The 13,365-nt window shown below is 62.6% G+C and carries 14 protein-coding genes; 4 read left to right on the forward strand and 10 right to left on the reverse strand.

The genetic code is table 11. The features are described from left to right. Positions 1-174 precede the first annotated feature (174 nt). Genes ACM5SV_RS31680 through ACM5SV_RS31695 form a run of 4 tightly spaced genes read left to right on the forward strand, consistent with a single transcriptional unit; the run spans position 175 to position 4,145 of the window. The gene (locus ACM5SV_RS31680) at positions 175-1,320 is read left to right on the forward strand and encodes an extracellular solute-binding protein (RefSeq protein WP_017997182.1); all 1,146 of its coding nucleotides are present in this window, start codon (positions 175-177) and stop codon (positions 1,318-1,320) included. Then, positions 1,320-2,210 (forward strand): ABC transporter permease, encoded by an 891-nt coding sequence (locus ACM5SV_RS31685; RefSeq protein WP_017997183.1) that lies wholly within the window; start codon positions 1,320-1,322, stop codon positions 2,208-2,210. The genes ACM5SV_RS31680 and ACM5SV_RS31685 overlap by 1 nt, the downstream gene beginning before the upstream one ends. Then, complete coding sequence (locus ACM5SV_RS31690; RefSeq protein ID WP_419425474.1) at positions 2,207-3,034, forward strand: ABC transporter permease; 828 nt, start codon at positions 2,207-2,209, stop codon at positions 3,032-3,034. Before ACM5SV_RS31685 ends, ACM5SV_RS31690 begins: the two co-directional genes overlap by 4 nt. Before the next feature lie 31 nt (positions 3,035-3,065). Beyond that, complete coding sequence (locus ACM5SV_RS31695) at positions 3,066-4,145, forward strand: ABC transporter ATP-binding protein (RefSeq protein ID WP_221964834.1); 1,080 nt, start codon at positions 3,066-3,068, stop codon at positions 4,143-4,145. Between the two features lie 18 nt (positions 4,146-4,163). Here ACM5SV_RS31695 and ACM5SV_RS31700 read toward each other — a convergent pair whose 3' ends face one another. From ACM5SV_RS31700 to ACM5SV_RS31745, 10 genes are all read right to left on the reverse strand, one after another. Next, complete coding sequence (locus tag ACM5SV_RS31700; protein ID WP_026157694.1) at positions 4,164-4,997, reverse strand: inositol monophosphatase family protein; 834 nt, start codon at positions 4,995-4,997, stop codon at positions 4,164-4,166. Positions 4,998-5,092: 95 nt separating this feature from the next. Beyond that, positions 5,093-5,986 (reverse strand): ribokinase, encoded by an 894-nt coding sequence (locus tag ACM5SV_RS31705; RefSeq protein ID WP_017997187.1) that lies wholly within the window; start codon positions 5,984-5,986, stop codon positions 5,093-5,095. 23 nt (positions 5,987-6,009) lie between these two features. Next, positions 6,010-6,657 carry a TenA family protein gene (locus ACM5SV_RS31710; RefSeq protein ID WP_017997188.1) on the reverse strand — a complete coding sequence of 216 codons (648 nt, stop codon included), beginning with the start codon at positions 6,655-6,657 and terminating at the stop codon, positions 6,010-6,012. 2 nt (positions 6,658-6,659) lie between these two features. Next, complete coding sequence (locus tag ACM5SV_RS31715; protein ID WP_012760066.1) at positions 6,660-7,502, reverse strand: BtpA/SgcQ family protein; 843 nt, start codon at positions 7,500-7,502, stop codon at positions 6,660-6,662. A 38-nt stretch (positions 7,503-7,540) separates the two neighbouring features. Further along, the gene (locus tag ACM5SV_RS31720; protein ID WP_017997189.1) at positions 7,541-8,314 is read right to left on the reverse strand and encodes a glutamine amidotransferase; all 774 of its coding nucleotides are present in this window, start codon (positions 8,312-8,314) and stop codon (positions 7,541-7,543) included. A gap of 37 nt (positions 8,315-8,351) precedes the next feature. Beyond that, positions 8,352-9,431: a phosphotriesterase family protein gene (locus ACM5SV_RS31725; RefSeq protein ID WP_012760064.1), complete on the reverse strand. Its 1,080-nt coding sequence runs from the start codon at positions 9,429-9,431 to the stop codon at positions 8,352-8,354. Positions 9,432-9,435: 4 nt separating this feature from the next. Further along, positions 9,436-10,440, reverse strand: coding sequence for an ABC transporter permease (locus tag ACM5SV_RS31730; protein WP_017997190.1), 1,005 nt, complete (start codon positions 10,438-10,440; stop codon positions 9,436-9,438). Then, complete coding sequence (locus ACM5SV_RS31735; protein WP_012760062.1) at positions 10,437-11,258, reverse strand: ATP-binding cassette domain-containing protein; 822 nt, start codon at positions 11,256-11,258, stop codon at positions 10,437-10,439. Before ACM5SV_RS31735 ends, ACM5SV_RS31730 begins: the two co-directional genes overlap by 4 nt. Beyond that, positions 11,255-12,208, reverse strand: a complete 954-nt coding sequence (locus ACM5SV_RS31740; protein ID WP_017997191.1) for a substrate-binding domain-containing protein — start codon at positions 12,206-12,208, stop codon at positions 11,255-11,257. Before ACM5SV_RS31740 ends, ACM5SV_RS31735 begins: the two co-directional genes overlap by 4 nt. A 38-nt stretch (positions 12,209-12,246) precedes the next feature. Further along, a complete protein-coding gene (locus tag ACM5SV_RS31745; RefSeq protein ID WP_017997192.1) occupies positions 12,247-13,269 on the reverse strand; it encodes a LacI family DNA-binding transcriptional regulator in 1,023 nt (340 codons plus the stop codon). Positions 13,270-13,365 lie beyond the last annotated feature (96 nt).

Genomic DNA, 13,365 nt, shown 5'->3' on the forward strand with positions numbered 1-13,365 from the left:
TTTTCCGCAAGAGATAGTGTCTCCTGCCGCCGATTTCCACACGGTGCAAAGAGCACAGCTGTGCAATTTTCCGCCGATACGCCCGCCCCTGTCATGTCGATGTTACGCGCCGGCGCTAGCAAGGCCCCAGACATCCTGCGGAGGCGCAGCCTCGACACCTGATGGAGACGGGTTATGAATAGACGCGAATTTCTGATCACATCGTCCGCTGCAGCCGGTCTGCTGGCTCTTCCGCGTTTCGCATCGGCTGCGGCCGGAACGATCGATCTCTACAGTGGTTCGGATGCCAATATCGTCGACCTCTGGAACAACGTCATCCGCCCGGCCTTCGAAAAAGCGCATCCGGGTCTTGCCCTGAAGGTGACCGATGCCGGCGACAATAATGGACTGCGCGCCATCGGCGACCGCGCGCTCGCCGCGCTGAAGACGAAGACCGATCCGCAGGCCGATCTTTTCGAGCAGTTCGATCCGCGGCTGCCGTCCGGCGGCATCGACGCCGGGCTCTGGGTCAAGTTCTCCGCCGAAAACGTCGACGGTTACGACCGCATCAACCCGCTTGCCTTCGACACGCCCTATTCGCTGCCCTATCGTGGTTCGCAGGTCCTGCTCGCCTATGACAAGACCAAGCTCGATCCGAAGGATGCACCGAAGAGCTGGGATCAGCTCACCGCCTGGATCAAGGCCAATCCGGGCCAGTTCATTTACAACAGACCCGACAAGGGCGGTTCGGGCGGCAACTTCGTTCGCCGCGCGATCCATGAGGCGAACGGCCGCGATCCGAAGAAGTTCAAGATCGACAATTTCACCGCCGACTTCGCCACTGAGACGCTGACGCCGGCCTGGAAGATCCTCAACGACCTCGCCCCTGCGCTCTACGACAAGGGCGCTTATACAGCCGGCAACACCCAGTCGATCCAGCTGCTCGCCCAGGGCGTCGTCACCATGGTGCCGGTCTGGTCGGACCAGGTGCTGCAGGCGATCTCCCAGGGTGTGCTGCCTGATACGACCGGCCTGGTGCAGCTTACCGATCTCGCCCTTTGCGGCGGCTTCTCCAGCATCACCGTCTTCTCCAACGGCGCCAACAAGGATGCGGCCCTGAAGCTGGCCGCATTCATGCTGACGAAGGAAATGCAGGAAGCGATCATCACCGAGATCGGCGGCTTCCCGGCTATTTCCTGGGACCACATTTCCGACGACCTTCGCAAGAAATATGCCGACGTCATTCCGTCGACCATTCCGACCTTCCCAGGCGGCAATTGGGAAACGACGATCAATGACGGCTGGTATCGCAACGTCGCTCCAGGCATCAGCCGCACCTGATGTCCACTGACATTGCACGGGCGGTTCTGCGTCGTCACCGGTCCATCAACAGGGGGAGCTCCATCGGGCTCCTCCTCGTTGCCCTGCCGGTCTTCCTGCTCGCATGGCTGATCGTCTTCCCGATCTTTTCGGCGGTCTTCGGCACGATCTTCGTTCGTGGCCCTGACGGCGCGACGGAGTTTTCTGTTGCCTCCTACCGCTTCTTCTTCACCGACGGCTACAGCCTCGGCAATCTGTGGCTGACGCTCTGGACCACTGCCGTCTGTGGCATTCTGCTTCTGGCGATCGGCCTTCCGATCGCGCTTTACCTCCGCTTCTCGCAAGGGCGTCTTGCCGCCTATGTGCAGGCGCTGGCAATCTTCCCGATGTTCGTGCCGTCGATCATTCTCGCCTATGCGCTGATCCGCACCATCGGGCCGAACGGCACCGTCGACCTGCTGCTGAACGCCATCGGCCTGCCCAAGCTGCGCACCCCCTATCTGACGCCGTGGGGGCCTGTCATCGGCCTCGTCTGGGACAATCTCCCGCTGACGGTCCTGATGCTGACATCAGGGCTCTCCTCCGTCTCGAACAGCGCCGTCGAAGCCGCAAGGGATGTCGGCGCAAGGCCGCTTCGTGTCTTCATCTCGATCATTCTGCCGCGCATGGGCAATTCGCTGCTGGTGACCGCTTCCTTCGCCGTGCTCGGCATCTTCTCCGCCTTCACCCTTCCCTATGTACTCGGCGGGGCGTCGCCGGAGATGATGGGGCCGTTCATGCAGCGGACCTTCGCCGACATGAACGACCCGCTGAACGCCATGACCCAGGCCGTCATCACATTCGGCTTCTGCCTGATCTTCGGCATCCTCTATATCAGGTCGATCGCCCGCAACCGCGAGGCCCAGCCATGAATGCGGGCAGATCGGGCTTCGGCCTGCGCTTCGACTGGATCGGCCTGCTCTTCGCATGCCTGCTGACGCTGTTCATCGCGCTGCCGCTGATCGTCGTCGGAACCTGGGCCTTCACCGAGGTCTGGCGTTATCCCTCGGTGATCCCGCAGCAATTCGGCCTGCGCTTCTGGGGCCAGACGCTGGCGCGCGGGGATGTCTGGGACGCGCTCTTCCTCAGCCTGCGGCTGACGGCGACGGTGACCCTGCTCTCCGCCATCATCTGCCTTCCCGCCGCTTACGCCTTCGCGCGCATGCGTTTTCCCGGCAGGAATATCTTGTTTCTCTCCTTCCTCGCATCGCATGCCTTTCCGAAATTCGGCCTGCTCGTCGCCATTGCCGGCATCTTTCTGCAGCTCGGCCCGATCAGCACCTTCTGGGGCGTCGTGCTGATCCAGCTTGTCGGCACGCTGATGCTGATGATCTGGATTCCGGTCGCAGCCTTCCAGAATGTCGACCGGCGCATGGAAGAGGCGGCGCGCGATGCCGGCGCAACCCCGCTGCGCGTCTTCTGGTCGATCACCCTGCCACAGGCCGGACCCACGATCGCAGCCGCACTGCTTTTGACCTTCGTCGGCACCTTCTACGAGACCGAAGGTGCCTGGCTGATCGGCGCGCCTCAGATCCGCACCATGCCGGTGCTGATGATCAGCTTCATCAACAACCAGATCGTCGTGCAATACGGCGCCGTACTGTCAGTCATGCTGTGGGTGCCGTCCTTCATCGCGCTGATGTTTGCCCGCCGCGTGATCGGCACCGGCGCATTCGCACGAGGCTTCGGCGCATGAGGCGCGTACCAGTTCAAGGAAGGGTTTGAGAATGGCACATCTTTCGATCGAGGGCGTTTCGAAGCTGTTCGGGACCACCTTTGCCGTTCGCGACTTCTCGCTCGAAGTGGGCGACGGCGAACTCGTCTGCCTGCTTGGCCCATCCGGTTCCGGCAAGTCGACGCTTCTCAGGATGATCGGCGGCTTCGAGCGCCCGAGCGGCGGAACGATCCGCATCGACGCGAAGGATGTGACGACGCTGCCGCCCGAGCGACGCCCGACCGGTATGGTATTCCAGAGCCATGCGCTCTGGACGCACATGGATGTCTTCAACAACATCGCCTTCGGCCTGAAGCTCCGCCGGCTGCCGAAATCCGAAATCCGTGAGCGTGTCGAGGATGCGCTTGCGCTGGTCGGCCTTGCCGACTACGGCCGCCGGATGACGACGCAACTGTCAGGCGGTCAGCAGCAGCGCGTCGCGCTTGCCCGCTCGCTGGTGCTTGAGCCGAAGATCCTTCTGCTCGACGAGCCCTTCGCCAGCCTCGACCAGCACTTACGAGAAAGGCTGCGGGAGGAAGTGCGCGATATTCAGCAGCGCCTCGGCATCACCACGCTCTTCGTCACCCATGGCCAGGACGAGGCCTTAGCGCTCGCCGACCGCATCGTCGTCATGCGCGACGGGTGCACCGAACAGATCGCGCCGCCGAGCACCATCTACCGGCAGCCGCAGACGGCCTTCGTCGCCGGTTTCATCGGCTCGATGAATTTTGTCCAGAGTCAGACCAGAAACGGCGTCTGCGAACATCCGCTCTTCCCGCTTGCGGTTCCTGTCGAGGATGGGCCGGTGACGCTGGCCGCCCGCCCGGAAGCGCTGACCATCCGTCCCTCGGAGCGGGTCGATGCCGCGACAGTCCATCGCATCGTCGATTTCGGCACCCACAAGATGGTCGATGTCGATCTTGCCGACGGCAGCCGTCTGAAGGCGATGGTGGCGCCGGACGATCGCATCCGGGCCGGGATGAGGGTCGAGCCGCGTTTCGCCGGCTTTTTCGTCTTCCGCGACAACGAGCTCGTCCATCAGTCGATGCCGGCAAAGGGCGATGTGGAGATCGAAGAGCTCCTGCGAGTTTAGACGCTCGGGCGCGCCGGTTCACGCCTTGCTCTGGAAGCCTTCCAGCAGCCAGGGATGCAGCGCCTTGCTGGCGGCAAGGATATCGCCCTGCCCGTTGACTTCGGCCCCGGAAAACCGGGTGACGATGCCGCCCGCCTCTTCGACCAGCAGCGCCGAGGCGCCGAAATCATGGATCGCGAGCCCGTCCTCGAAGAATCCGTCCAGCCGGCCGCAGGCGACATAGGCGATCGACAAGGCTGCCGAGCCGAGGCGGCGCAAACCCGCCGTATTGGCCATCAGCCGTTTGATGGCTTCGAAATAGGTCGCTTCCGCAACCGCCGTGACCTGGCCGGGGATCGGCAGCCCGGCGCCGACAAGCACATTCTCGATGTCGCCGACATCGGCGCAGCGGATACGCTCGCCGTTGAGATAAGCGCCGCCGCCGATCTCGGCGCTGAACAGCTCGTCCTGCATGGCGTCATAGACGACGCCCATGACGAGCCTGCCGCCTTCGACGATCGAGATCGTCATGCCGAAATGCGGAATGCCCCAGGCGTAATTGGTCGTGCCGTCGATCGGGTCGATGTAGATGATCGGCGTTTCTGGACCCGCCGTGCGGTTGCCGACGGCTTCCTCGCCCTGGATGGCATAGTCCGGGAAGGCCTTCGTCATCTCGTCGACGATGATCCGCTCGACGGCGACATCGATTTCGGTCTGATAATCGCGCGGCGCCTTGGCGAGCATTTCTGCCGACGTTCGTCGCCGCAGCGAGCCACGGGCGGTCTCGCCCGCCTTCAATACCGTTTCGGCAAGCACAACGAGGCGGGACGAGGCGGTCGGGGAAAGACGCGCGGTAATCGAGGGTGATGTCATGAGGAAGGTCCGGATGTAGCGGAGGGAATCGCGAGAAGCCATCCCTTCGCAGAGGCTGATGATGGTTTTATGAAGCGCTCGTCACACCGTGCCGGTTATCTCAGGATCGCTTCAAGCTCGGAAGTGGTCGGAAACGCCTTTCTTGTTCCATGTCTTGAGACGGTGATGGCTGCGGCCGCGGCTGCGTGTTCGATGGCTAGACGGTCCAGCCTCTGCCCGCGCATCACGCAGGATGCCAGTGCTGCGGCCATGAAGGTATCGCCTGCGCCCGTTGTATCCACAACATCGCAGACCTGGGCCGGTACTTCGACACTATCGTGCCGGTTCACGAGCATCGCGCCGTCGCTGCCGAGCGTCAGAACGACGTCTCGCAGGCCCCGGCTTAGCAGATATTCGGCAGCCTGCCCGCCCGTCGTTCCCGTCAGGGTCTGCGCCTCGCCCTTGTTGAGGAAGGCGATGTCGATCAACCCCCAAAGATCAGAGAAATAAGAGCGCACCGGCGAGGGGTTGAAGGCGGTGACCATGCCCATCGCTCTTGCATGCTCCAGGATATCGCGGGTCGTCTGGTCGGACAGATTGCCCTGCAGCATCATAAGATCGCCAGGGCCGGCCGTCGACAGGATCCGCCTGACATCGGACAGGGACAGGCTCTGCGCCGCTTCCGTCGTCGTGACGATGGCATTTTCGCCGCCCGGCAGCCGGAAGATGATCGAGACATCGCTCGATGCATTTTCCATTTCGATCAGTTCGCTCCGAAGCGGTTCGTCCGCGAGGTAATGGCGTATTGTATCGGCCCTCGCATCCCTGCCGATGGGCGCCACCAGCGTTGTCGGAACGCCGCAGCGGGCCATGACGACCGCCTGGTTCGTGCCCTTGCCGCCGAGATCGCTGCCACCGGCATTGCCGAGGATGGAGGCACCGATAACGGGAAGTTCGGAGACGGCGATGGTTTCGTCGATGGCGACGTTACCGACTATGTAGGCGCGCATGCATCCGCTTTCGCAAGGTGAAGCTAAAGATAAGGCGCATCGTGAAAATCGATCTCGAGTTGCATCGCCCGGCCGAAGATTGCGCTGAGCCGCGCTTTCTCATCCTCTTCCAGCGTTTCTCCTGCCATGTCGAGTTCATTCTTCAGCCATTGCGCCTGGGCGGCGAAATTCGGATCGACATGCAGGTCGACCCATTCCTTCAAGAGGGGATCGCTGATCGGGCGGTTAGCTGCTTCCTTCGACCAGGTCCAATACATCCACTCGGCCGCAAACATCGCCGCGACCGTGTCGAGGAAGCCGCCTTGGCGAGCGATTTCCAACATGCCGGCGCGAAAGGCCTCGACCTCGGCGATGCCGGTGTCGAAGGACGAGGGATCGATGCCGCGGCCGGCGAAGGTGCGTTCGAAATAGGCGATCTGCTCGTTGGCAAGCGCGTCGAGAACCGCGATCAGCCAGCGCTTCTGCGTCATGGTGTTGGCGGTCGCCGCCGCATAGGCGAAGATCGAGATGGCGCTGTCGACGAAGGCGCCTTCATAGACGAGATAACGCTCGAAAGCCTCCTTGCTCAGCCTGTCGTTCTTCACGTCCTCGACAAAGCGGTGGTTCAGCATCGCGCCAAGGACAGCGTTGTTCTCGCGCAGGATGCGGGCCGAAAGGCTCTCTGCCGCCATGCTCAGCCCTCCAGGCCCGGTTCGGCCGCCGCGCGGAAGGCGCGCACGCGCTCGATATCGACCGGGTTCCACCAGACGCCGCCGTGTTTCAACGAAGACGCAACGATGACGCCATTGGTGCGGGCGAGAATATCGACGATATTGTCCTTGTTGACGCCGGAGCCGACGAGCAGCGGCAGGTGTGTCGCCGCGCCGATTTCCTCGATCTCCTCCATCGTTGCCGAATTGCCGGTCCGTTGGCCGGTGGCGATGACGCCGTCGGCATCGAAGAAGGCGAGATCGCGCGTCAGCTCCTGGATCGAACGGTCGGCGACGATGGCGTGGCTGCCATGCTTGACGTGGCTGTCAGCAAAGACCTTGATGTGTTCGGCCCTCAGCAGCGAGCGGTAGCGCATGGCTTCGGCGGCCCTGCCCTCCATAAAACCTTCATTGGCGACATAGGCATTGGCCCACTGATTGACGCGGATGAATTTGGCGCCACCGGCCATGGCGATGGCGAAAGCCGGGATCGGCGCATTGGCCAGCACGTTGACGCCGAGCGGAATGCCGGCCGCGCGCGCGATCCGGTCGGTGACGACAGACATGAAGCCGGTCGTCTCGGGGCCGATATCCTCGGGCTTCGAAAACGGCACATCGCCGTGATTTTCGATGATCAGCCCATGCAGGCCGCCTTCCATGCAGGCTTCGGCGTCGCGCATGCAGGCGTCGTAAATCGCATTCATCGCAGCCCCCCGGTAGCGCGGCGCGCCCGGAAAGGCCGGGCAATGGATCATGCCGATCAGAACCTTGTCCCTGCCGAAGATATCCCTGATGGCGTGGGACGGCCTGTCCGAAATTTCCTGCATGTCATTCCTCCCTTTCCAATTCCTGGCGCGTGCCGACATCACGCCTGCTTTTCGGTGAGCCAGCCGAGGATGTTCTTCCAGAGCCGGCCGTAGCCCTCCCATTCACAGAAAGCGGGCGAGAGCCAGTGCGGGCCGATATCCGACGTCCAGGCCGCCGTCCGGCCAGTGCCATGCGTGCCGACGACGAGCAGCGGATGGCCGCCCTGATCCTCGGGCAGGCGCGCGACGATCTCGACATCGGCGCGGGCTCGCACTTCGACCTCATTGACGCCGAGAAGCACCGGCCAGGCGCCTTCAAGCCCCTGCACCGTCGGATGCTCCGGCTTCACCACCTCGGCAACCGTGCCCTCGGGGATCTCGACGCGGTCGTCGTAAGGCAGGCACGTGACGGGCAGCGTGTCTTCGACGGGGGTGCGCCGCCAGCGCGCCTTGCCGTCGATGCCCTGGAAGGAGAAGTAGCCGCCGACCATCAGCAGGCCGCCGCCCTTTTCCACCCATGCCTTCAGAAGTTTCAGCCGGTTCGGCACCGTGCGCGAATGCAGCCATACATCCGGCGGCAGCAGCAGCGAATTGGCGCCGATATCCGAGAGGATGATGGCGTCATAGGCATCGAGCCCCGCCATATCGAAGGGGAACTTCTCCACTGCCTCGTGCGCCGGCATATAGGTGAGCTCGAAGGCGCTGGCGGCGAGCGCTTTCACCAGCGGTTCGGCGCCGAGATGGAAGGTGACGCTGCCGAACTGGTCGAAGCCTTTGTAATGCGTGGCGGAGCTGACCCAGCTCTCGCCGACAAGGAGGATTTTCTTGGTCATGGTCTGCGGTTACCTGTGATCGATTGATTGGATGGAGCTACGCTCCGGCATGAAAGACGCGGCGCGGATTGCCGCGCATCATCTCGTCGAGAACCGTCCTATCGAGGCCGTGCCGCTCCAGACGGGGAAGAAAATGGCGAAGGATATAGGCGTAGCCATTGCCGCCGTAATGCGTCAGCATCATCTTCAGAAAGACGTCATGCGACAGAAGAATCCGGTTGAGATATCCGGCCTCGACGAGACGCACGATCGCACGCGCCGCCTCCTCGTCGCTCGGGCATTGCACCTGCTGGTCGGCATAGAAGAAATCCATGCCGATCATGTCGTATTCGATGAAGGCGCCACGCTCCGCCAGCTCGCTCTGATAGGCGATGTCGTCATGCGACGGGTTCATGTGGCAAAGCACGGTATGGCGGAGATCCGCCCCCTCTTCGGCGACCACGTCAAGCACGCGGTGGCCGAGACGGAACCAACCCGGCAGATGCACCATCAGGGGAAGCCCGGTCAGCACCTGCGCACGCGCCGCACCGCGTAGCGACTTTTCCTCCTCGGCGGTGAAATCCGAGGAGACGCCGATCTCGCCGATCAGGCCGATCCTGACGCCGGTGCCGTCGACGCCTTGCCTCGCCTCGCGGACAATTTCACCCGCGATCTCATCGACGCTCATTGCCGCGACGCCTTCCGGATGCGAGGAGCCGAGGTAATAACCCGCCCCCATCACGATGTTGAGGCCGGATGCTTTCGAGATGCGCTGGAGCGCCAGCGGATCACGGCCGATGCCCTTGCAGGTCGGCTCCACCACGGTGCGCCCGCCCGCCGTGGCGAAATCCTTGAGTTCGGTCACCGCCAGATGTTCGTCGTCGAGCGTGATATTGTGCTTGTTGACGAAGGGGTCCTGCCGGAGTTCGCCGAGGATCTCCATGCAGACGAAGCTTTCGGCGAGATATTGCCGTTCCGGTGTCTTCGGCGCGTGCCACCAGCAGCGGCAATCGTTGAGGATATGCTCGTGCATCAGCGTCACGCCGAGCGCATCCGCCGAAATCGGGCCGGTGACGGTCATCACCTTGCCGGAGCGGACATGCGCTTCAGACAGGCTTTCTGCTGCCTGTTCGCTCATAGCTTCATCCTTTCCTGCCCAGCCGGAAATGGAAATTGGCCGTGAAGATGCGCGTGTTCAGCCAGATGGCGACGAGAATGATGGCGCCGGTGACGATCTGGGTGAAGAACGGCGATATGTGCATCAGGATCAGGCCATTGCCGATGACGGCGATGGTCAGCGTGCCGAGTACGGTGCCGAGAATGGTGCCGCGTCCGCCCATCAGCGACGTTCCGCCGAGCACGACGGCCGCGATCACCTGCAGCTCGAAGCCGACGGCGGCATTGGACGAGCCGGAGCCGAGGCGAGCGGCGATCAACAGGCCGGCGACGGCGCAGGCGACGCCGGAGATGATATAGACCGAGGCGATAATCCATTTGGCGGGCATGCCGACACGCCGCGCCGCCTCCGCATTGGAGCCGACCGCCACGACCTGGCGGCCATACTTGGTCGCGGTGATAACGACGTAACCGAGAATGGCGATGATGACGGCGATGACCGCGGGGATCGGGAAGCTGAGGATTTCGCCCCGGCCGAGCGCGAAGAAGCCCGGCGCATCCTTGATCGGAATGGAATAGCCCTGGGTCAGATAGAGCGCCAGACCGCGCAGGATCGATAGGCCGGCAAGTGTCACGATGAAGGCCGGGATGCCCTGATAGGCGACAAACCAGCCCTGGACCAGTCCCATGAAGCCGCCGAGCACGATCATGCCGATGACCACCGACGGCCAGGGAACACCCATCGCCATAACGATCGCCGCGACCGCGTTGATGAGGGCGACCTGCGAGCCGACCGAAAGATCGATGCCGCCGGTGATGATGACGAATGTCATGGCGATGGCGACGATCAGGATGGGAGCAGCCTGCCGCACGATGTTCAGGATGTTGCCGAGCGTGAAGAAGGTTTCGCTGCCGATCGAGAAGAAGATCATGCAGGCCAGAAAGAAGATGGCGATCGACAGGACCTGTGCGTGTTCGCCGAAGAAATCGGCGACGCGCGAGCCGTGGCCGCGTTCCGTATAAGCCGTCATTGTCTGGCTCCTTCACCGACGATCAGCCTGACGAGATCTTCGAGATTGGTGCTACCGATCTGCCGTTCGGCCACCTTCGTGCCCTCGTACATCACCGCAATTCGGTCACAGACCCGAAAGAGATCCTGCAGCCGGTGGGTAATGAGGATCACCGAAACCCCGTTCGCCTTGACGCGGTTGATCAGGGCCAGAACCGCTTCGACCTCGGCGACGGCAAGTGCCGACGTCGGCTCGTCCATGATCAGCACCTTCGGCTTGAAGGAGGCAGCGCGTGCGATCGCGATCGCCTGACGCTGCCCGCCGGAGAGCTGGGCGACCTTGCCGGTCAGCCTCGGGATGCGGATCTCAAGCGAATCCAGCATCTTGCGGGCTTCGGACAGCATCGTCCTGGTGTCGAGAAACGGCCCGCGGCTGAGTTCGCGGCCGAGGAAGAGATTGCCTACGACATCGATATGGTCGCAGAGACTGAGATCCTGGAACACCATTTCGATGTTTCTGCCACGCGCATCCGCGGGGCCGGAGAAGCGAACCTCTTCGCCTTCCATACTGATCGTGCCGGCATCGGGAATGTAGGTTCCCGAGATGATTTTCGTCAGCGTCGATTTGCCGGCGGCGTTATCGCCGACAAGGCCCAGGCATTCGCCGGGGAAGATGTCGAGATCGACGCCGCGCAGGGCCTGGTGCGAGCCGAACGACTTGCGGATGCCGCGCAGCGAGATGCGCGGGTCGGATCGGGTGCCGCCGGATGTTCCGGTTCCGGAGGATGCGACGCCTCCGGAACCGGCGGCAGCGATGTCACGCTGTCCGCTTTCGATCATTTGAAGACGGCCCGGTACGGCTCGACATTCTCCTTGGTCACTATGGTGATCGGCACCGAGATCGTCTTGGTGACGGCTTCGCCGGCCGAGGCCTTGACGAGCGCGTCGACGGCGGCACCGCCCATTGCGGCCGGATCCTGCTGGACGACGGCGACGACGAAGCCGGCATCGATGCCGGCAATGGCTTCGGCAGTCAGATCCCAGCCGAACACCTTGATCTTATCCTGCTTGCCCTGGCTCTGGACGGCGGCGATCGCCCCCATCAGGGCCGGCTCGCCGGTGGCGTAGATCGCGGTCAGGTCAGGATTGGCGGTGATCAGGTTTTCTGCCGCCGCAAGGGCGTTGTCCTGGATGTTCTGCCCGTCGACGACGCCGGCCATTTCAATGCCGTCGACGCCTTTCAGGGTCTTCTCGAAGCCGTCCTGGCGGATATTCTGGATGAACGAGTTCAGCGCTCCGACAACGCCGAGCTTGGCCTTGCCGCCCATGTTCGCCTTGACGTAGTCGAGGAAGTATTTGCCCATGTCGCCGCCGGCTGCGGCATTGTCCACGCCGATCTGCGCCTTCTGCGGACCATCAGGCAGGATGGCGTCGATGGCGACGACCGGAATGCCGGCATCGGCCGCCTGCTTGACCGCCGGCATGATGCCATTGACGTCGATCGCCACGACGGCAAGGCCGGAGACCTTTTCCTGGACGTAGGTTTCGATGGCACTGTTCTGCGCCGTCGTCTCGTTGTTGGCGTTGAAGATCACCAGCTTGACGCCAGCGGCATCGGCCGCCTTCTGGGCGCCCTCATTCATCTGATTGAAGAAAAGCGCCTGCTGGTTGATCTGCACCAGCGCGACAGTCTTCTTTTCCTGCGCCGCGGCGCTGGACAGGCCGATGAAGGTCAATGCCGTGAAGCCGGCGGCTGCGATCATCGTTCGTCTTGTCAAATTCAGTGTCATGTTCTCATCCTCTTTTGGTTTTTTGACGTTGCTGATTATTATTTCGCAGGCGGCGCAACGGAGTTCCGCACCACGATTTCGACAGGCAGGAGTTCTTCCGAGGCGGATGGTTTCCACTCGTGCCAATTGGTTTCCAGAAGCAGCTCCAGCGACCGCCGGCCGATCTCACGCACCGGCTGGCGGATGGCCGTCAGCGGCGGCGCAAAGAGATGAAGCGGACCGACGTCGTCGAAGCCGATGACTGAGATGTCGCCTGGGATCGAGACGCCTCGGCTTCTGAAGACCTCGACCAGCCCGATGGCGATCTCGTCGGAGCTGGCAAAGATCGCCGTCGCTTTTCGGTCTCCGGAGAGATAGTCGAGTGCCGCCGCACGGCCATATTCGATCGTATATTCGCCGGCATAGCGATCGGCTCGGGCCTCGCCGCCATGCCGCTCCCTGAGCGCCTTCAGCAGGCCGTCATAGCGCCTGCGGGCGCTGATCATACGCTCGTCGCCGCCGATGAAGAGGACATGGCGATGGCCTTGTTCGGCCAGGTGCTGACCGGCGAGATAGCCGCCCTGCTCATTGTCGCAGAATAGCTTCGGCGCCTTCGAATCGGGAATGTCCTCATCGACGATAATGACCTTGCCGCTGCCGTTGATCAGCGCGGCAAGCGCGCCATCGTCGGGGTGGTTGGTGACGAAGATCAGACCGTCGACGTGATTGCGCTCGATCAGCTGCAGATATTCAATCTCGCGTCCCGGCCGGTTGAGGGTGGCGTGCAAGGAGACCGCGAGCTTCTTTTCATCGGCCGCCTGCTCCACGGCGGCGACGAGCGTCGCGAAGAAGGGATTGGCGATATCGGGCACGACGAGGCCGATCGTATCCGAGCGCCCCCTGCTTAAGCGACGCGCATGCGGGTTCGGCCGGTAGTTCAGCGTCTTGATCGCATCCTCGATGCGCTTCTTGGTCTGAAAGGGAAGATCGAGACTGCCATTGACGAAACGCGACACGGTGGTGATCGACACGCCGGCCGCTGCCGCAACATCCTTCAGACTTGGTGTCGTTCCCTTGGCCATTGACTGAACCTATTGTAAAGCGGTTTAGTAAACCGCTTTACAAGACAATATCGATTGTGCCCCGTTGTCAACAGCGATGATCGTGCGGCATTCGTT

The sequence above is a fragment of the Rhizobium sp. CRRU65 genome (genome assembly GCF_048551595.1).
In the GTDB taxonomy this organism is placed as follows: Bacteria; Pseudomonadota; Alphaproteobacteria; order Rhizobiales; family Rhizobiaceae; genus Rhizobium; species Rhizobium leguminosarum_J.